The organism is Uliginosibacterium sangjuense (assembly GCF_059132465.1).
Genome location: NZ_CP101132.1, coordinates 4104819 through 4124116, shown reverse-complemented (window position 1 = coordinate 4124116; position 19298 = coordinate 4104819). Strand labels below are relative to the sequence as shown.

Below are 19298 nucleotides of genomic sequence, written 5' to 3'. Positions count from 1 at the left end.
ATCGTAGCCGATACGACACGTGCTTAGTGTTGCAGGCGGTAGCCCACGCCTGTCTCGGTCAGCAGGTGTTCGGGCTGGGCGGGATCGCGTTCCAGTTTCTCGCGCAACTGTTTCATGTAGATGCGCAGATAGTGGGTGCGCTCGGCGTAGCCGGGGCCCCAGGCGTCGAGCATCAGTTGGCGGTGGGTCAGCACGCGGCCCTGGCCGCGGATCAGGGCCAGCAGCAGGCGGTACTCGATGGGGGTCAGGTGCAGCTCTTCACCACCGCGGGTGATGCGGCGCTCCAGCATGTTCACGCTGACTTCGCCGAAGTTGAACACGGGCTGCGCTTCCTCGCCGAGGCTGGCGCCGCGGCGCAGTTGTGCCCGCACGCGGGCGAGCAGCTCGGGCACGCCGAAGGGTTTGACCAGGTAGTCGTCGGCGCCGGCATCCAGCGCGGCGACCTTTTCCTCCTCCTGGCTGCGCGCCGACAGCACGATCACCGGCACCTGCGACCAGTGGCGCAGGTCCTGGATCAGCTCGCGGCCGTCGCGGTCGGGCAGGCCGAGGTCGAGGATCAGCAGCGCCGGCTGGCGCGTGCCGGCCTCGACCAGGCCGCGTGCCGCGGTGTCGGCCTCGAACACGCTGCAGCCCTCGGCTTCGAGCGCGCTGCGCACGAAGCGGCGGATGACGGGATCATCTTCGATGACGAGCACACGATGCGGGTTCATGCGGCCTCCGGAAGTGGGCTGTCGGGCGCGTGGCCCAGCGGCAGGCTGAAGCTGAAGCAGGCGCCGCCAGCGCCGCGATTGTGCGCCTCGATGCGGCCCCCGTGGGCTTCGACGATGGCGCGGCAGATGGCCAGCCCCAGCCCGACACCGGGCTGCACCGATTCGTGGCTGCCACGCGCGAACTTGTCGAACAGGCGGCTGGCGTCGCCGGGCGGCAGACCGGGGCCGTCATCCTCCACCCGCACCCGCAGCAGCCCGTCGCCTGCCTCGGCGGCGATCTCGATGTGGCTGCCTGGCGGGGTGTACTTGGCCGCGTTGTCGAGCAGGTTGGCCAGCACGCGCTCGATCAGCACCGGGTCAAACTCGCACAAGGGCAGGTCGGGCGCGAGTCGGGTGCGCAGGTGATGACCGGCGAGTGCGCCGGCGAGCTGGCGGGTGGCGGTCTCGATGGTTTCCTCGATGGCGCACCAGTCGCGGTGCAGTTTGACATGCCCGGTCTGCAGGCGCGCCATGTCGAGCAGGTTGGTGACCAGCGCCACCAGGCGGTGCGCGGTGTCGCGCATGTCGTGCAGGAGCTGCTGCTCGCCCGGATCGCGCGCCGCGCGCGTGGCGAGGGTGTCGGCCATGCCCACCAGGCCGGTCAGCGGGGTGCGCAGGTCGTGCGACACGGCGGCCAGCAGGGAGTTGCGCAGGCGCTCGGACTCCATCGTGACCAGCGCGTCCTGCGCCACCTCGATGTAGTGCACGCGCTCCAGGGCCTGGGCGATCTGCGCCACGCAACTGTCCAGCATGCGCGCCAGTTCCGGTTCGTCGAGACGGGCCAGGCCGGCGCCGGCCAGGCTCAGCACGCCGCGTACCCGCATCGGCGCACGCAGCGGGAAGTAGCGTGCCGCCGCCGCGGGCAGGGTCTGGGTGCCGTGTCCGGCCGCCTGTTCGTGGTCGAACACCCATTGCGCGACGGCGAGGTCGCCCAGCGCCTCGATGCTGTGATCGTGGCTGGCCGGTGGGTGCAGGCGGCCTTCGCCGTCCGGCAGGAAGATGATGACGGAGGTATCGAACATGCCGGCCAGGCGTTGGGTGGCGACGGTCACGATCTGCTCGGTCGACAGCGCGGCCGACAGGGCGCGCGACAGTTCGGCCTGCTGCATCGAGCGGTGCTCGCGCGTGGTGGCGGTGACCGCCTCGAACTTGAGACGGGCGGCGAGCTGGCCAATCACCAGGGCGACGATCAGCATCAGGGCGAAGGTGAAGAAGTACTGGGTGTCGTTGACGGTGAAGGTCAGGCGCGGCGGCACGAAGAAGAAGTCGAAGGCGGCGACCGCCAGGCAGGCGGCCAGCGCGCCGGGACCACGGCCGAACTTCAGGGCGACCCCCAGCACCGCGAGCAGGAACACCATCACCACGTTGGCCAGGTCGAACACCGACAGCAGCAGACCGGCCAGCACGGTGGTGAGCGCGCAGGCCGCCACCGCCCACACGTAGCCGGCCCATTGCAGGGGCAGGCGGCGCGAGGGGGGCGGCGGCGCGGGGGGCGCGGCGAGCCCCACCACCACCAGTTCCAGCTCGTGTTCGTGCGCGGCCAGACGGTCCAGCAGGGAGGGGTGGAGCAGGCGCTGCCAGGCATTGCGTCGCGCCCGCCCGAGCAGCAGCTTGCCGGCGTTGCGGTTGACCGCGAAGCGCAGGATGGCCTCGGCCGCGTCCGCCGCCGACAGGGTGCACACCTCGGCACCCAGCGAGGCGGCGAGCTTGAGGGCACGCTGACACGGCTCGCGCAGCTCGGCGCTGGCGCCCGCCATGTCCGGTGTTTCCACCGCCAGCGCGATCCACTCCGCCTGCAGGTGCGAGGCCATGCGCGCGGCATGGCGCACCAGGGTGTCGCTGCCGGGGCCGGGACCGACGCACACGATCAGCCGGTTGCGCGTCTGCCACACGTGCTGGATCGCGCGCTCGGCGCGCCAGGCGCGCATCTGCGCATCGACGCGATCGGCGGTGCGGCGCAGGGCCAGCTCGCGCAGGGCGATCAGGTTGCCGGTGCGGAAGAAGTTGTCGGCGGCGCGTGCGGCGGCTTCGCCGAGATAGACCTTGCCGGCCTTGAGGCGCGCCTGCAGCTCTTCGGGCGGCAGGTCGATCAGCGCCACTTCGTCGGCCTGCTCGAACACGCGGTCCGGCACCGTCTCGGCGACGCGGATGCCGGTGATGCCGCCCACCACGTCGTTGAGGCTCTCCAGGTGCTGCACGTTGAGCGCGGTCCACACCTCGATGCCGGCCGCCAGCAATTCCTCCACGTCCTGCCAGCGCTTGCGGTGGCGACTGCCCTCGACGTTGGTGTGGGCCAGCTCATCGACGACGATCAGCGCGGGGCGGCGCGCCAACGCCGCGTCGAGATCGAATTCCGTCAGCGTGCGGCCGCGATAGGCGATCTCGCGCCGCGCCAGTTGGGGCAGGCCGTCGAGCAGTTCGGCAGTGTCCTCGCGGCCGTGCGTCTCGACCACGCCGATCAGCACGTCGTTGCCCTCCTGCAGGCGCTGGCGGGCGGCGCTGAGCATGGCGTAGGTCTTGCCGACGCCGGCGCAGGCGCCGAAGAAGATCTTCAGGCGGCCACGGGCGGCACGTGCTTCCTCGCGTTCCAGCGCGGCGAGCAGGCGGTCGGGGTCGGGGCGCGTGTCCGGGTCCATGCGGGTTCAGCTAGACAGGCGGCGCTGCCAGAAGGCCCGCCAGTACTGGCGCAGGCGGGCCGCGGGGCGGAGCGGTGGGCGCAGGCTGCTGCGCTGCTCCACCAGGCGCTGCAGCACCACCCACAGCAGCCAGGCCAGCAGGGCCATGCCCAGCAGCACGCCGCCGTAGGACAGGCGCCAGTCGAGGCCGCTGGTCCACGCACTGAACTCGGACATGCCACCGATGCTGGCGAGCAGGTTCAGCGGCAGGAAGATCACGCTGATCAGGGTCAGCTTCTTGAGCAGGGTGTTGACGTTGTTGTTGATGATGGTGCCGCGGGCGTCCATGAGGCCCGACAGCACGCTGCTGTAGATGCCCGCCTGGCGTGCGCACTGCTGGGTGTCGAGGCTGATGTCGTGCAGCGCCTCCACCTGCTCGGGCGACAGGCCGAGGCGCTGGCAGGCACTGCGCAGCTTGCTCAGCACGGCCATGTTGCCCTCGATGCCGTCGACGTAATAGATCAGGCTTTCGGACAGGGCCAGCATCTGCAGGTAGTAGCGGTTTTCCATCGAGCCGCTGAGCTTGTTGCCCAGTTCGCTGGTGAGCTGCTTGATGACGCGCAGGTGCCCCAGGTAGTGATGCACCGTGTGCAGTTGCAGGCGCAGCAGCAGGTCGCGCACATCGACCATGGCGCGGAACTCGCGCTCGTCGAAGGGCAGGTGGGCGTCGCCGGTGACCATGACCAGGGTGTCGCCGCGCAGGAAGACCGCGGCCGAAGCGACCTCGAAGCGCAGTTGCTCGGTCACCGAGACGTTGCAGGGGCGTTTCCAGATCAGGGTGGTGATGTCGTGGCTGATCTCCAGGCGCGGCACTTCGTCCGGGTCGAGCGCGGCGTTCAGGTCGTAGGCGTCGAGGCCGAGGAAGGCCATCAGCTCCTCGCGCTCGATGGCGCTGGGCGCGGCATAGACGCGCACCGGGGCAGTCGCGGCGGTGCAGGCCCGCAGTTCGCCCTCCACGAAGTCATAGCTCGCTTTCACCCTCGCCCTCGCTGACAGTCAGGAACGTCGGCAGTGTGCCCCAGAACGCGCCGCCGGAGTGGCCCTGGCCGGGCGGCACCGGCGGCGCGACGCTCAGCGTGTGGCATCCAGCGCCAGGTTGACCGCCAGCACGTTGACGCGCGCTTCGCCCAGCAGGCCCAGGCTGGGGGCCTCGGTGTGCGCCGCGATCAGCTCTTGCACGCGGGCCAGCGGCAGGCCGCGTGCGTCGGCGATGCGTTGCGCCTGCCACTGCGCGGCGGCGGGCGAGATGTGCGGGTCCAGGCCGGAGGCCGAGGCGGTGACCAGGTCCTGCGGCACCGCGCCGGTCTGCCCCGGGTGGGCGGCGCGCAAGGCCTCGATGCGGCCCTTCACCGCCTCACTCAGTGCCGGGTTCAGCGGGCCCAGGTTGGAGCCGCTGGAGGCCAGCGCGTTGTAGGGCATCGGTCCGGTGGCGGAGGGGCGGCCCCACAGGTATTTCGCGTCGCTGAAGGGCTGGCCGATCAGGCTGGAGCCGACCGGCTGGCCTTCGCGCAGGACCAGGCTGCCGTTGGCCTGGTGCGGGAACAGACCTTGCGCGAGGCCGCTGAGCAGCAGCGGGTAGGCGATGCCGGTCAGCAGGGTGAGGAACAGGAAGACCTGCAGGGCCGGACGCAGCTCGGCGAGCAGGGTGCGCCAGGTGGAGGTGGGTTGAATGGCGGTGTTCATCAGGCAACTCCCATTGATGTCAGAAGCATGTCGATCAGCTTGATGCAGGGGAAGGGCAGCAGCACGCCACCCAGGCCGTAGATCAGCAGGTTACGGCGCAGCAGGATGGCGGCGCCGAGCGGGCGGTAGCGCACGCCGCGCAGGGCCAGCGGGATCAGCACCACGATGATCAGGGCATTGAAGATCACCGCCGACAGGATGGCCGAGATGGGGCTGCCCAACTGCATCAGGTTCAGCGCGCCGAGCTGCGGATAAGTCGCCACGAACACTGCCGGCAGGATGGCAAAATACTTGGCCACGTCGTTGGCGACCGAGAAGGTGGTCAGCGCGCCGCGCGTCATCAGCATCTGCTTGCCGGTCTCGACGATCTCGATCAGCTTGGTCGGGTTGGAATCGAGGTCGACCATGTTGCCGGCCTCCTTGGCGGCCTGCGTGCCGGAGTTCATCGCCACCGCGACGTTGGCCTGGGCCAGCGCCGGGGCGTCGTTGGTGCCGTCGCCGGTCATCGCGACCAGATGGCCGCGGGCCTGGTAGTCGCGGATCAGCTTGAGCTTGTCCTCGGGTCGTGCCTCGGCGAGGTAGTCGTCGACGCCGGCCTCGGCCGCGATGGCGGCTGCGGTGAGCTTGTTGTCGCCGGTGATCATGACGGTCTTGATGCCCATGCGGCGCAGCGCGGCGAAGCGCTCGCGGATGCCACCCTTGACGATGTCCTTGAGCTCGACCACGCCCACGACTTCGATGCCATCGGCGACGACCAGCGGGGTGCTACCGCGCTTGGCGACATCTTCCACGGCGCGCGCCACTGCGTCGGGGAAGCGCCCGCCCTGTTCTTCCACCCATGCGCGCACCGACTCCGCGGCGCCCTTGCGGATGTGGCGCTTGCCGTGTTGCTGGGCATCGCTGCCCGTGATGTCCACGCCGCTCATGCGCGTCTGGGCCGTGAAGGGCACGAAGACGGCGTCATTCAACTCGCGGCCGCGCAGGTTGAACTTGTCCTTCGCCAGTACCACGATGCTGCGTCCCTCGGGGGTCTCGTCGGCCAGCGAAGCCAGTTGCGCCGCATCGGCCAGCGTGCGTTCGGTGAGGCCCGGTGCCGGGATGAAGGCGCTGGCCTGGCGGTTGCCCAGGGTGATGGTGCCGGTCTTGTCGAGCAGCAGCACGTCCACGTCGCCGGCGGCCTCCACCGCGCGTCCCGAGGTGGCGATGACATTGGCCTGCATCATGCGGCTCATGCCGGCCACGCCGATGGCCGACAGCAGGCCGGCGATGGTGGTGGGGATCAGGCACACCAGCAGGGCCACCAGCGCGGTGAGGGCAATCGGTGCCCCCTGGCCGGTCGCTGCAACGCTGTAGAGCGAGAAGGGCAGCAGGCTCACGCAGGCGAACAGGAAGACCAGGGTCATCGCCACCAGCAGGATGGTCAGGGCGATCTCGTTGGGCGTGCGGCCGCGCTTGGCGGATTCCACCATGGCGATCATGCGGTCGAGGAAGGCGTCCCCCGGATTGCTACCGATGCGGATCACCAGCCAGTCCGATAGCACGCGGGTACCGCCCGTCACCGAGCAGAAATCGCCGCCCGCCTCGCGGATCACCGGCGCCGACTCGCCGGTGATGGCGGACTCATCCACCGAGGCCACGCCCTCGATCACCTCGCCGTCGCCGGGGATGGTGTCGCCGGCAATCGCCAGCACCACGTCGCCGGCGCGCAGCTCGTTCGACTCGCGCGGCAGCCATTGCGCGCCATGCTTCGGTTCCTTCAGAACCTTGGCCCAGGTGCTGCGGCGCAGGCCGCGCAGGGCTTCCGCCTGGGCCTTGCCGCGCCCTTCGGCCAGCGCCTCGGCGAAGTTGGCGAACAGCACGGTGAACCACAGCCACAGGCTGACGGCCCACACGAAGCCGGCCGAGCCTTCGCTGGCGGGCACTTTGCCGAGGGTGACGCCGATCGCCAGCAGCAGGGTCAGCAGGCTGCCCAGCCACACGACGAACATCACCGGGTTACGCCACTGCGCACGCGGCGACAGCTTGCGCAGGGATTCGACCAGGGCCGGCTTGACCAGCCTGGGGTCGAACAGTGGCAGTATGTTTGGATTGCTCATGTCATATACCTTTCGATTCAGCCATCTGACTCGTCATTCCCGCGCAAGCGGGAATCCACTTTCCCAGCGATCGGCACGTAGAAGTGGATCCCCGCGTTCGCGGGGATGACGATGAGTGAGTCAGGTGTTCATGTCGCGCTCAGTGGAACAGTTGCAGGTGCTCGACGATCGGGCCGAGCGCCAGGGCAGGCAGGTAGGTCAGGGCACCGACCAGCAGCACGGTGCCGACCAGCAGCACGACGAACAGCGGGCCGTGCGTGGGGAAGGTGCCGGCCGATTCGATCAGGCGCGGCTTGGCCGCCAAGTGGCCGGCGATGGCCAGTACCGGCACGATCACGGTGAAGCGGCCGAACCACATGGCCAGACCCAGCATGCTGTTGAAGAAGGGGGTGTTGGCCGACAGCCCGGCGAAGGCCGAACCGTTGTTGTTGGCCGCCGAGGAGAAGGCGTACAGCACTTCCGAGAAGCCGTGCGCAGCCGGATTCGCCATGCTCGCGACGGCCGCCGGCGTGACCACGGCGATCGCCGTGCCGCCGAGGATCAGCAGCGGGGTGGCGAGGATGGCGAGGGACACCATCTTCATCTCATACGACTCGATCTTCTTGCCCAGGTACTCCGGCGTGCGGCCGATCATCAGGCCGGCCAGGAACACCGCTTCGATAGCGAACAGCAGCATGCCGTAGAGACCCGCGCCGACGCCGCCGAACACCACTTCGCCGAGCTGGATCAGCCACATCGGAACCAGTCCACCCAGCGGCATGAAGCTGTCATGCATGGCGTTGACCGCGCCACAGGAGGCGGCCGTGGTGATGACCGCGAACAGCGCCGATTGCAGGCTGCCGAAGCGAACTTCCTTGCCTTCCAGGTTGCCACCCGCGCCTTCCATGCCCAGCGCGGTCAGCAGCGGGTTGGCCTGGCCTTCGGCCCATACCGTCACCGCCACCATGGCGAGGAAGATCACCGTCATCGCGGCCAGCACCGCCACGCCCTGGCGGATATCGCCCACCATGTGACCGAAGGCGAAGCACAGCGCGGCTGGGATCAGGAAGATGGCGAGCATCTGTACCAGATTGGAGAGCGGCGTCGGGTTCTCATAGGGATGCGCCGAATTGGCGTTGAAGAAGCCGCCACCGTTGGTGCCCAGCATCTTGATCGCCTCCTGCGAGGCGACCGGCCCCATGGGCAGGGATTGCGTGGTGGCGCTGAGCGTCTCGGTCACGACCTGACCGTTGGCATCCACCAGTGGCTTGCCGTCTTCGCCCAGCTTCGGCTGGCTGTACTCCACCGGCTGCAGCAGCGTGACTTCCTGCGGGGCGGCGAAGTTCTGCACCACGCCCTGGCTGACCAGGAACAGCGCAATCACGGTCGACAGCGGCAGCAGTACGCCCAGCGTGGCGCGCGTGAGGTCCACCCAGGCGTGACCGATGCCGGCCACCGAGCGGCGTGCGAAGCCACGGATCAGCGCCACTGCCACGGCGATGCCGGTGGCGGCGGAGAGGAAGTTCTGCACCGCCAGGCCCAGCATCTGGGTCAGATGGCTCATCGTCGCTTCACCGCTGTAGCCCTGCCAGTTGGTGTTGGTGACGAAGCTCACCGCGGTGTTGAAAGCCGAGCCCGGCTCCACTGCTGCCATGCCTGCCGGGTTGAGCGGCAGCACGGCCTGCAGGCGCTGCAAGGCGTACAGGAAGACGAGGCCGATGATGTTGAACACCAGCAGCGCGACGGCGTAGCGCCACCACGGCATGTCGGCGTCCGGGCGCACGCCCAGCAGGCGATAGAGCCGGCCTGCAGCGGCGGCCAGGCGTGGCCGGCGCAGTGCGAGGCTGCCATCGAACAGCGCGGCAAGGTAACGCCCCAGCGGCCAGGCCATGGCGAACAGGATCAGCAGGTAGAGACCCACCTGCAGGATGGCGGAGTGGTTCACGACATGTCCTCCGCGTTGAACAGCGCACTCAGGAGGTAAGCGAAGACAAGCACGGCGACGAGCGCCGCGCCCCAGTAGAGCAGGCTCATTTGCGGGCCTCCAGGCGGCGACAGCCGGCCACGAGCAGGACGGCGCTGACGATCAGCATCGCCAGCAGCGTCAGGACCAGGGTTTCGGACATGGTGAGTTCTCCAGCAGGGGAGAGCGGACGTGCTCTCCTGCTTCGAACTCTAGGAGGGGGGCCGTAAAGTCGACGTCAAGACGCCGGGGGTCGGCGTAAGGATTGCGTAAAGACGCGCATCAGGTGCGCCGGCCCTCACTTGGGCCGGCGGCGGTCAGGGGGCTTACTTGGCGTGCGAGCGGATCCACGCGATGAGGTTGTCGATCTCCGCCTTGTTCTTGGTCTTGAGCGCCTTGTGCTCTTCCTCGGTGCCGTCCTCAAACTTGACCTTGGGGCTGGTGGTGAGCTGCTCCAGTATCTTGGCGTCGGCATCGGCCTTGCCCTTGTACTTGGTCGCGATCTCCTGGAAGGACTTGGCCTCCTTCTTCTTGTCGATGGCGTGGCACTTGAGGCAGCCCTCTTTCTTGGCCAGGGCTTCGGCGGCGGCCGCGTCGGCGGCGTGGCCGGGCGCGCTGGCGAGCAGGCCGGTGAGGCCCAGGAGGGAGGTGATGAGGCGCAGGGGCGTGGTGGGCTTGGACATGGCGTTCTCCGGGGTGGGGACTGGAAAGCTCAGTGTTCGTGCCAGCCGGTGATCATGGTTTTGTAGAGGCTGCTCACGCGCAGGCCCATGCTACCGAGGTAGATGTGGGCGATGGCGAAGAGCAGGATCACGACGGCCGACAGGTAGTGCAGCAGGGCGACCGGGAGCAGGCCGTCGAGGCCGAACAGCTTGTCTGGCGCGAGCTGCGGATAGAGGTAGACGAGGCCGCTGAGAATGACCAGCGGCATCACGATGTACATGATCAGCCAGTAGATCAGCGCCTGCAGCGCGTTGAAGTTGACCTCGCGCGTGACCGGGAAGGGCTCCGGCTCGCCCTTGAACACGCCCCAGCAGTAGTAGCGCGTCTGCGCCCAGCAGCGCGCCAGGATGCCGGGTGGCTTGGGTACGTACTGCCACCAGTTGCCGCTCACCGCGTTGGCGATCACGAAGAAGGTATAGAGGCAGGCGAGCAGCACGCCGGCCACGTTGTGGATGCGCACCGCCAGCGAGAACTCGATCAGCGCGCCTTCGGGGCGGGCGAAGTGCAGGCTCAGGCCGGTGGCCCCCAGGGTCAGGATCAGCAGGGCATTGCTCCAGTGCCACAGGCGGATCCACAGCGGCAGCAGGTAGATGCGCTCACTCATGGCGATTCCTCCGTCGCAGGCGCCAGGCCACGAAGCGCAGCAGGCCGTGCCCCAGCACGCCGAGCAGGGTCAGTGCGCCGAGCACGATCAGGATGTTGTCCAGCACCACGTTGCGCGTCGCGCCGACCACGTAGGACTTGCCGAGGATCACGCTGTTGAGGAAGCCGAAGCGGTTCTGCTCCTCGCTGGCGAGATGGCGGTACAGGCGCAGGTTCAAGGCGCTGTCGGCCGAGTGGCAGGTGGTGCATTTGCGTTCCGCCTTGTCCTTGTCGAGGATCTCGTGCGACAGCATGTCCTGGCTGAGCGGCGTATGGCACTCGACGCAGCGCACCGCCTGCCAGTGCAGACGCGTATTGGGCAGCCAGGCATGGATCTCGTCGATCAGTGGGCGTGTCTTCTTCTCCGGGGCGAAACGGGCGAAGGTCTGGTCGGAGTCGTGGCAGCCCAGGCATACCCGGTTGTCCTGCGCCACGATCTTGCCGGGATCGCCCAGCTTGGCGGCCACGCGCATCAGGTGCGGGTCGTGGCAGGTGGTGCAGGTGAAGGTGTCGGCCATGTTCTTGGCATGCACCGATTTGTCGAACTGGGCCTGGATCAGGTCGGCCTTGCGCGCATGGCAGTCGCTGCAGGTGCTGGTCATGTCGCGCGCGTCGGCGGCGTGCGGGTGCTCGTCGTAGCCCTCGTTGTGGCACTTGGTGCAGGCCAGCCGGCCGTGGTCCGAGGCCAGGAAGCTGGCGCGCTCGCGCACCGTCTCGCGCAGCTTCTTGAGGTCCAGGCCCTCCACCGGCGGATGCTTGACGCCTTCTTCCGAATGGCAGGCGAAGCACTTCTCGTTGGCGAGCCGCGCCTTCTCGATGGCTTCCGGGCTGGGGCCGGTCTGCGCGTTCGCCGCACTGGCCAGCACGGCCAAGGCCCCGGCGGTGATCAGGTGCAACAGGCGGGTCATCGTCGGGGCGGGCATGAATCGTGGCGCGGGCTCACTGGAACTTGTAGATGTAGCGCAGGCCAATGAAGGTGGAGATCTGCTTGTCCTTGGCCGTCACCGTGGTGCCGTCCACCACCCCGGTATAGCCCGCGCCAGTACAGCCGGTACAGGCCTGGGTGCCGGAGTAGTAGGAGAAGGGCGCGCCGTTGGCCAGTTCCCAGGTCCAGTCGTCGGTGTGCCAGCGCTCGAACACGAGGTCGAAGCGCAGGTCGGACGACTTGCTCATGGCATAGGTGGTGTCGAACTTGAAGCGCAGCAGGTTGGTGTTGATGTCAGCCAGCGGCCCGCCCGTGTTGTTGGGATAAGTGTTGCCGGCGCCACTCAGCGCGAAGTCCTGCGCGTAGGAAGTGCCGGTGCGATACCAGTCGATGCCCAGGCTGCCGCTGATGCGCGGGGTGACCTGCGCGCGCAGCGACATGCCCACCGAGTCGCCGGCGTCGCGCGTCTGACTGTCGATGACGGCGTTGGCCGAGCCCGTGCTGGCCTGTCGGAAGCTCGTCTGGCGGGTCTTGTTGATGTCGCGTGCATACCAGGCGGCGAGCACCCAGTCTTCGCTGAACGCATAGCTGGCGTCCAGCGCATAGACCTGGGCTGTGCCGTCCCTGGGGCCGTAGGGGCGGCCGTTGTCCGGGTAGGTGTCACGCGCATGGTCGAAGCGGAACTGCAGCGCCAGGTGCTCCATCGCCTCCCAGTCGAATTGCAGGCGCCACTTGTCGCGGTTGCGGTCGGCCACGTGGATCGGATTGACCTGATTCGAGTACGGGTTGGTGCCGTCGGCCGCCGTGAGGCCACCACCGCCGCGCTTGCTGTGGAAGTAGGCCACGCTGCCGTTGAGGCTCTCGCCCATCGAGCGGCGCACCTGGGCGCGGTAGGTCAGCTCGTCCATCTGCTGCCGGTAGGGAACATAGACCGTGCCAGCGGTGGGGGCCGAGCGGTTCTGCGCCGAGTAATCGACGCCACCGGTGAGGTTGAAGTGCTGCGGCAGGCGGTAGGTTGCCTCCAGCTTGCCGGAGTTGGTGGTGTAGGACTGCGGCGTGTTGTAGACCGTCGCCACGCGCGTGGTGTTGTTGCCGACGAAGCCGGCCAGCGGTGTGCGGTCGTCCAGGTCGTAGTAGCGCAGGTTGGCCACCACGTTGAGCTTGGGCAGGGGGCGTGAGCTGAGGCCCAGTTGCAGCAGGGTGGTGCGCACCTCGCCGTCCAGCTTGGCCGGGGCGCCCACGAAGGGCGCGTTGGCGCCGGTGAGGGTGGAGGAGGGCAGGTTCTCGTCCTGCCTGGCCAGTGTGTAGGCGGCCTTGAAGGTGCCGCGGGTGTTCTGGTTGAAGCTGTAGCCACCATCGGTGAAGAGCTGGTGGGCGGTGTTGCTGAGCGGCTGCGATAGCGGCGTGACCGCGTTGAAGCTCGCGTTGGTGCCGCCCGTGACGCCGAACAGGCGCTGCAGGACCTGCGGGTTGTTGTTGTCGTAACGGCTGCCCGAGTAGCCGCCGGCGACCTGGAAACGCTCGCCGCTGTAGTCGAGGATCGCGTCGAGCTGCTGGGTGGTGCTGTCGATCGGCTCCACCGAGAACAGCGCGGCGCTGCCCCAGCCGGTCTGGCGGGTGCCGGTCTTCTCTTCATTCTTGAAGTCCAGCTTCAGGTTCAGGCCCGGCATCAGGTTGGTGTGGCCGCCCAGGCGGAACATCTCGCGTACCGTGCCCAGTTCCACCTCCTGCAGCGGCGCGGCGCCCAGATTGGTGCCGGTCACCAGGTTGGTACTGCCGATGCCTTGCAGCCGTGTGTTGATGGTGTAGGGGTTGTCGCGCGGCGTCTTGCTGTATTCGAAGAAGGCGCCAAAGCGCCCCTGGCGCAGGTACTCGCCGCGCAGCTCGCGGGTGTCGAGCCCGATGTTGGTACCGGTGAAGTTGAGCCAGGTGCCGGTTTCGTCGTCGCGCGTGCGGATGTCGGCATCGAGCAGGCCGTAGAAGCCCTTGTCGCCCATGCCGTCGTAGATGCCTTGTTGCGGCCGCCCGGCCGACCAGTTGCCGCCGCCCACGGAGACCCAGCTTTCCGGTTTGGTGAGCGCGGCGACCTCGGCGTCTTCGGCACTGGCCGTACCCAGCGCGGTCAGCAGCGCGGCGGAGAGCGCCGTGCGGCGCAAGGGGCGATGATGTCTGCGATCCACGGTGTCATCCCTCCTCTCAGCGACGGAAGCGGCCGGAAGTGGCGCTGTTCACGGTGCTGTTGCCGCCGTGGATGTTGGTGTGGCAGTTCAGGCAACCGCGCGCCACCGTGCCCAGCAGGGCGGTGGAGTTGCTCGGCGCGTTGGGTAGGCTGGCCGCCTGACCCGGGTGACTGTCATGCGAGTGGCACTCCTGGCACAGGAAGGGTACGCGCGCCTTGAGCAGGCCGGCGGTGGTCGTGCCGTGCGGCTGGTGGCAGATGCCGCAGTCTTCGGTCACCGGTTGGTGGTTGTGCACGAAGGGGCCGCGCTTCTCCATGTGGCAGGTGAAACAGGTGTCGTTGGTGCTCGCCTTGACCAGTTGCTTGGGGTTGTCGCCATGCACGTTGTGGCAGGAGGAGCAGCTCATCTTGCCTTCCACGATGGGGTGGTGCGAGGGCTTGCTGACCTGGCTGCGCTGCTCCTTGTGACAGGTGAAGCAGACCTCGGCCTGTGTCTGGCGCTCACGCACCTTGTCCTGCTTGGCGTGCACGCGGTGGCAGGAGGCGCAGCCCACGTCCTGCGCGCTGTGCGCGCTCATATGCCAGCCGATGCGGTTGCCCCCCTTGTGGCAGCCGAGGCAGGACTGGTCGCGCGTCTCGACCGGGGTGTTGGTCTTCTGGCTGAACCAGATGTCGGGCTTGGGCGGGTCTCCGCTGCCGCGATAGCGCCGGTGGGCGTCGCTCTCGCCATGGCACTGGGTGCAGTTCGGGGTACGGGCATCGGCGCGGGTGCCGTGGCGGGTCTTGCCTATTGCCAGCACCGAGGGGTGGCGATCCAGCATGGTCGGCTTGGCGTCATCCGCCTCGTCGTGGCAGCCGGTGCATTTCTCGTCGTCATTGAGCACCAGCCCGGCCGGCTTGGCGTCGGCCGCCATGGCCTGGGCCATGCCCAGCGCGAGGCCCGCGATCATCAGGTACCGCCCAAGAACACGCCATGCCTGCTGCATTCCGGTCTCCCTGCCGTTGGCTGGGCGAACCGCCACTTAGTCGGAGCGGTGTCGTCCTGGCTGCGCGTCCGCATCTTGTTGTGATTCACCGGCGGGCGCGTGGCGAGCCGGCGCTACGTTGCGCCGGCCCGTGCTTTTGATACTAGGAAGGCAATAACCGGAGCGCAAGGAGGGTCAAAGCTCTGGCTGGTTTGCCAGGCATCCTCTTGTCATTGTGAGGAGGTGTTTGCCGGGCGGTGCGGGCTTGCCGGCGATCCTTGCCGGCAAGCGCTGCCGGAGCGGGGTGAGGCGGGCGCCGTGCCTGGCCGGCGGGCGGGTATGGTTTTTGCCATCCAAGGCCATACCACTGCGGAGGATCGGGTCATGAAACTCAATGCACTCACCATGCGGGACCTCGAAGCGAGCACTGTTTCCGGGCGGGCTGTGGCGGGCGCGCCGTCGTTCCAGGCCGAGCTGGCGCGTGCGCAACAGGGTATGCGGGGCACTGCGGCGTCGGAAGAGCGCGTGAGCAAGGCCGAGGCGGCCCACACGCCCTCGGTCTATGAACAGGTCCTGGCTGAGTTTCGCGAGACCATCCGTAAATCGCCCATCGAGCGTCTGCGGGAACAGATACTGAAGGAGATGGGGCTCACCGAGGAATCATTGGCGAGCTTGCCGGGGGAAGAGCGCGAGGCGGTCGAAGCCGCCATCGCGCAGGAGATCAAGGAGCGTTTGCAGGCACAGAACGGCCTGCCGCATCAGGTGCCGGCCGGCATGCAGCCGGCGTCGTCGATGTGGGTGGCGCTCAGTGGTAGTAGCGGCGACGGAACTGCCACACCAGATACAGCACGATGATGGTGATCACCGCCAGCAGGCTCCACTGCGGCAGGTAGAGCCCGAGGATCAGGGGCTGGTTCTCGGCGCAATCCGAGCCGCCGAGCAGGCCGGAGCGGAAGAACTTTTCGTAGGCGCCGATCTTCCAGTAATAACCCAGACCGGCGCCGCAAGTGCCGTCGGCGGCTGCCGGGTTGATCAGCAGGTAGCTCTGACGGGCCGAGCTGGCCAGGGCGGACAGCAGGCCCAGCGCACCCAGGCGCTGGGTAACCACGGCGCCACGCGGCCAGGCCGCGGCGAGCAGGAAACCGGTGCCGGCGAACAGGAAGGACAGGCGCTGGTACCAGCACATCGCGCAGACCTCCATGTCGAACAGCCAGCCGAGCAGGACGGCGCTGCCGACTGCGCCGTAGCACAGCAGGCCGAAGGCCAGCAGGGCAAGACGCGGCCGCTGGCAGAAGAACGAGAACAGTCTGGAAATCATGGTGTGGAGGATAGGTATGTTCGGAGAGTAGTCCGGGCTGCAGGCGCATTCTGCTACGACTCGCGCGGCCTGTGGCGTCGGCTGCGGCTTGGAGCGGCAGCGAGGTGTGAGGTTCCGCGCGCTTGGCGTGGAAATGCGCCGGGTATCAGGTCGCGCGGACGCGTGCTTCCGGTCGCGGCCTGCCCGCCCGGCGTGCCGGGATGGCGGCTGAATGGCGACGAGCTTCTGCATGGCAGGCTGGGCCGACGACTGGCGCGTGCCGACGCGTGAGCAAAGGCAACACTGCGCACATCGAAGCGCATGCCTCTGGAGAACGTGATGTCGCCCCGCCACCCGCTTTCACTTATTGCCCTCCTTTCCTTGAGCCTCGTCGCCTGTGGTGGCGGTGGCGATACCTCCGGAAGCCCCACGCCAGCGGGCGCATCGTCGGGGGCGACGCCGGGCAGCGGCAGTTCGTCGAGCTCATCGTCCAGCTCTTCCACCTCATCCTCCTCCTCTTCCGGCTCGTCGTCCGGTGGGGCGGGCGCGTCGTCATCCAGTTCATCCGGCTCGTCGAGTTCGTCGGGCTCCTCCAGCTCTTCCTCCTCGGGCGGTACCGCGGGGTGCGACTCTCTGGCGCAGCGCCTGCGGACCACCAGCCTCAGCGTGAGCGGCAACGCGGCGGTGAATGATGAATACACGCCGGCCATCATCGCGCCACGCAGTGATGGGAGCAGCGTGCTGGCCTGGACCGACAGCAGTGCGAAGAGCATCCGTCTCGCCACGCTGGATGCCAGCGACAAGCTGACGGCGGGCTGGCCGGACCTGGGCGGGCTGGAGGTGCATGCCGCCCTGGCCACCGGCAACACGCTGGCGCTGGCCGTGGTGGCGGATGACCCCGACATCTATTCCGCGAAGTACTGCAAGGGGGCCAGCACACCCAACAACAACGTCTGCGGCAAGATGGACCTGGTGCGTCTGGATGCCAATGGCAACCCCCTGACGCGGACCACGCTGACCAAGAAAGGCAATGTGGATAGCGCAGGCGCCCAGTTCATCTGGTGGTATGGCCATACCGCCAGACTCGCTACCGATGGCAGCCGCATCGGCGTGTACTACCGCTCGGCGATGTCCACCGAACGCCCCAACGTGGCCGGTGAGGTCGACATCCACGCGGGCGACACCTTCAAGTTCGTCGATGCCGCCAATGGCAGTCTTCTCTCCGGTGGCTGGGACTGGGGCTGCAGCCACAGTTGGTCGGTGCGTGTGGCTTACAACGGCACGCGCTGGGGCGCGGCCTGCCATGGTGATGCCTACCCGAATGCGATGCGACTGGCACGGCTGGCCTCACCCACCGGCGCGGTAAGCACGCTGCAGTGGCTGGACGGCAGCGATCCGGCGCAGCGCGCGCTGGGCGGCCTGGTGCCCACTTTGGGTGGGTTCTGGATGAGCTACATCCAGTCCAGTGGCGGCAGCCTCAACCTGCAACTGGCACGCCTGCCCGATACCGGCAGCGCCTTCACACAACAGATCGCCATCACACAAGCCACTGGCCTGGATAGCGGTTATCCCTTCCGTCCCCATCTGGCGGCTTACGGCAGCAACAAGCTGCTGCTGGGCTGGAAGTCGGGTGGCAAACTCAGCCTGGCGGTGGCGGACGCGAGCACCGGTGCCGTGCTGGAAGGACCGGTGGCGACCAATCTTGCCATCGACAACTTCCAGGACATGAGCACCACCCCGGCGGGGGATGTGGTGTGGGCCTACAGTCGGGGCGGTACGCGCATCGACGTCAACCGCGTGGCAGCCTGTCGGCTGTAAGGCCGCACCGCGCCGATCGCCCTGACGTGGGATGATCGGCGCGGTGCGGACGAGGGCGGCTCAGTGCTTGTGCTCGTGGGCCTGAGTGCTCGGCGCGGCGACAGCGCCCATGGCTTCGACCTTGACGTCGACGGTCACTTCACCGGCCTTCTCGAACTTGAGCTTGAGCGGGAACTGCTCGCCTTCCTTCAGCGGGGCCTTGAGACCGATGAACATGACGTGCAGGCCGCCCGGCTTGAGTTCGACCGTCTTGCCGGCGGGCAGCTCGATGCCCTTGCCGAGCTTGCGCATCTGCATGACGTTTCCTTCCATGCTCATGCTGTGCAGTTCGACGGACTGCGCCACCTCGGCGCTGGCCGAGACCAGGCGGTCGGCCTCGCCGCCGTTCTCCAGCTTCAGGAAACCGCCGGCCGCCGGCGCGCCCGGTGCGGTCGCACGCGACCAGGGGTGGCCGATCTTGATCTTGCCGAGGGTGTAGTCGTGAGCCTGGGCACTGGTGGCGATCACGCACAGCGCAAGACTGGTCAGCAGGCGGGAAATGAAATGGGTGGGCATTTTGAGCTCCTGTTGGTTGATCAATGGTGAGAGTGTTGGGGGGCGGCGGGCTGGATATCCAGCGCGGCGGGCGGGAAGGCAGGGCGAGGCTGGCCTTCGACGGGCACTTCGGCCCAGTCGTTCTGGCCCTTCTCACAGTGCTGCAGCACGCGGATCCAGCGCTTGCCCGGGGTGGCGGGCAGGCTGCCGCGCAGTACGAACTCGTCGTACTCGCCGTCGAGCAGGCGGCCGCCACGCCAGCTCACGCTGGCGACGCGCTCGGTGATCGACTTGCCGTGCGATTCGTACGGCTGAGCCAGCTTCTCGGTCTTCACCTCCAGTTGCCAGCCCGCCTTGGGCATCGGTTTGAAACCGACGAAACCCTCCGGCAGGAAGACGGTGAGGGCGGTGGTGGGCGAGCCCGCGCAACCGTGGCCGACGCGGAGGACCGCCTTGTAGGTGCTGCCGGCGGTGGCGCTCTGTTGTTCCAGCGTGACGTGGGCCTGGACGGCCGTGGTGGACAGGACGGCCAGCGCCATCCCGCTCAGGATCTGTTTCATGTCTGTGCGCTCTGTTCATCGTCGCCCTCGCATGGCGGACATGCGACGGCAGGCCGCGCCTATTCAGCTTGCGGCGCGGTGTGGCTTATGGACGGACGATCAGAGGGCGCGCGGCGGCGCGCGGGAGGAGAAGTGGATGCCGCTGGGGGTGCCTTGCGGGTCGGCGATGCCGATGGCCGTCAGGACATGACGCAGGGTCTCGGCGGGGGTGAACCCGAGCGACGGCACTTCGGCCAGCGCGTAGTGGGCACCGGCCAGGCACAACGGGCACTTGACCGGCTGCATGACCGGCGGATCGCCGATCTCGCCCTCGCCGGCCGGGATGAAGATCAGCCGGTTGTTGCCGTCCGGCGAGCACAGCGTCGTCATCACGCCGGCCGGCGCCTGCGCCGCATGGGCGTAGGGCAGCAGGGCATGCAGCAGGACCGCGAGGATCGCGATCCAGGTGACGAAGGGGCGCTGGGTGTGGCGTGTCATGGCAGGGGCGTGCCGGGGGTGCCGCGCATTATG

Annotated in this window: 18 protein-coding genes; 2 read left to right on the top strand and 16 right to left on the bottom strand. The window is 68.0% G+C overall.

The annotated features are described in order from the left end of the window. Nucleotides 1-23 precede the first annotated feature (23 nt). The 12 genes from kdpE to NMB43_RS19100 form a co-directional block, all read right to left on the bottom strand. A complete protein-coding gene (gene kdpE, locus NMB43_RS19155) occupies nt 24-710 on the bottom strand; it encodes a two-component system response regulator KdpE (RefSeq protein ID WP_494349770.1) in 687 nt (228 codons plus the stop codon). Next, the gene (locus NMB43_RS19150) at nt 707-3385 is read right to left on the bottom strand and encodes a DUF4118 domain-containing protein (protein ID WP_494349769.1); all 2679 of its coding nucleotides are present in this window, start codon (nt 3383-3385) and stop codon (nt 707-709) included. The genes kdpE and NMB43_RS19150 overlap by 4 nt, the downstream gene beginning before the upstream one ends. A gap of 6 nt (nt 3386-3391) precedes the next feature. After that, nucleotides 3392-4402: a magnesium transporter CorA family protein gene (locus NMB43_RS19145; RefSeq protein ID WP_494349768.1), complete on the bottom strand. Its 1011-nt coding sequence runs from the start codon at nt 4400-4402 to the stop codon at nt 3392-3394. A gap of 93 nt (nt 4403-4495) precedes the next feature. Further along, nucleotides 4496-5107 (bottom strand): potassium-transporting ATPase subunit KdpC, encoded by a 612-nt coding sequence (kdpC, locus tag NMB43_RS19140; RefSeq protein WP_494349767.1) that lies wholly within the window; start codon nt 5105-5107, stop codon nt 4496-4498. Continuing rightward, entirely contained in the window at nt 5107-7203 is a 2097-nt protein-coding gene (gene kdpB / locus NMB43_RS19135; RefSeq protein WP_494349766.1) for a potassium-transporting ATPase subunit KdpB, read from the bottom strand. Before kdpB ends, kdpC begins: the two co-directional genes overlap by 1 nt. Before the next feature lie 139 nt (nt 7204-7342). Further along, nucleotides 7343-9127 carry a potassium-transporting ATPase subunit KdpA gene (kdpA, locus tag NMB43_RS19130; protein ID WP_494349765.1) on the bottom strand — a complete coding sequence of 595 codons (1785 nt, stop codon included), beginning with the start codon at nt 9125-9127 and terminating at the stop codon, nt 7343-7345. Further along, the gene (locus NMB43_RS19125) at nt 9124-9216 is read right to left on the bottom strand and encodes a potassium-transporting ATPase subunit F (RefSeq protein WP_494349764.1); all 93 of its coding nucleotides are present in this window, start codon (nt 9214-9216) and stop codon (nt 9124-9126) included. The genes kdpA and NMB43_RS19125 overlap by 4 nt, the downstream gene beginning before the upstream one ends. A 255-nt stretch (nt 9217-9471) precedes the next feature. Continuing rightward, a complete protein-coding gene (locus NMB43_RS19120; protein WP_494349763.1) occupies nt 9472-9828 on the bottom strand; it encodes a c-type cytochrome in 357 nt (118 codons plus the stop codon). Between the two features lie 29 nt (nt 9829-9857). Then, complete coding sequence (locus tag NMB43_RS19115) at nt 9858-10472, bottom strand: cytochrome b/b6 domain-containing protein (RefSeq protein WP_494349762.1); 615 nt, start codon at nt 10470-10472, stop codon at nt 9858-9860. After that, on the bottom strand, nt 10465-11433 hold the full coding sequence (locus tag NMB43_RS19110; RefSeq protein WP_494349761.1) for a cytochrome c3 family protein: 969 nt from the start codon (nt 11431-11433) through the stop codon (nt 10465-10467). Before NMB43_RS19110 ends, NMB43_RS19115 begins: the two co-directional genes overlap by 8 nt. A 16-nt stretch (nt 11434-11449) precedes the next feature. Continuing rightward, the gene (locus NMB43_RS19105; RefSeq protein WP_494349760.1) at nt 11450-13615 is read right to left on the bottom strand and encodes an MtrB/PioB family decaheme-associated outer membrane protein; all 2166 of its coding nucleotides are present in this window, start codon (nt 13613-13615) and stop codon (nt 11450-11452) included. A 16-nt stretch (nt 13616-13631) separates the two neighbouring features. Further along, nucleotides 13632-14600: a DmsE family decaheme c-type cytochrome gene (locus NMB43_RS19100; RefSeq protein WP_494349759.1), complete on the bottom strand. Its 969-nt coding sequence runs from the start codon at nt 14598-14600 to the stop codon at nt 13632-13634. Between the two features lie 363 nt (nt 14601-14963). On the opposite strand from NMB43_RS19100, the gene NMB43_RS19095 reads away from it, so the two are divergent. Next, entirely contained in the window at nt 14964-15434 is a 471-nt protein-coding gene (locus NMB43_RS19095; protein ID WP_494349758.1) for a hypothetical protein, read from the top strand. Here NMB43_RS19095 and NMB43_RS19090 read toward each other — a convergent pair. Further along, the gene (locus NMB43_RS19090; protein ID WP_494349757.1) at nt 15385-15897 is read right to left on the bottom strand and encodes a disulfide bond formation protein B; all 513 of its coding nucleotides are present in this window, start codon (nt 15895-15897) and stop codon (nt 15385-15387) included. The genes NMB43_RS19095 and NMB43_RS19090 overlap by 50 nt on opposite strands. Nucleotides 15898-16257: 360 nt before the next feature. On the opposite strand from NMB43_RS19090, the gene NMB43_RS19085 reads away from it, so the two are divergent. Continuing rightward, a complete protein-coding gene (locus NMB43_RS19085; protein ID WP_494349756.1) occupies nt 16258-17694 on the top strand; it encodes a hypothetical protein in 1437 nt (478 codons plus the stop codon). A gap of 60 nt (nt 17695-17754) precedes the next feature. On the opposite strand, the gene NMB43_RS19080 is transcribed toward NMB43_RS19085, so the two are convergent. The 3 genes from NMB43_RS19080 to NMB43_RS19070 all read right to left on the bottom strand — a co-directional run bounded on the left by NMB43_RS19080 (nt 17755) and on the right by NMB43_RS19070 (nt 19265). Beyond that, the gene (locus tag NMB43_RS19080) at nt 17755-18249 is read right to left on the bottom strand and encodes a copper chaperone PCu(A)C (RefSeq protein WP_494349755.1); all 495 of its coding nucleotides are present in this window, start codon (nt 18247-18249) and stop codon (nt 17755-17757) included. A 20-nt stretch (nt 18250-18269) separates the two neighbouring features. Continuing rightward, a complete protein-coding gene (locus NMB43_RS19075) occupies nt 18270-18788 on the bottom strand; it encodes a YcnI family copper-binding membrane protein (protein WP_494349754.1) in 519 nt (172 codons plus the stop codon). 99 nt (nt 18789-18887) lie between these two features. Continuing rightward, on the bottom strand, nt 18888-19265 hold the full coding sequence (locus NMB43_RS19070; protein WP_494349753.1) for a DUF2946 family protein: 378 nt from the start codon (nt 19263-19265) through the stop codon (nt 18888-18890). Nucleotides 19266-19298 lie beyond the last annotated feature (33 nt).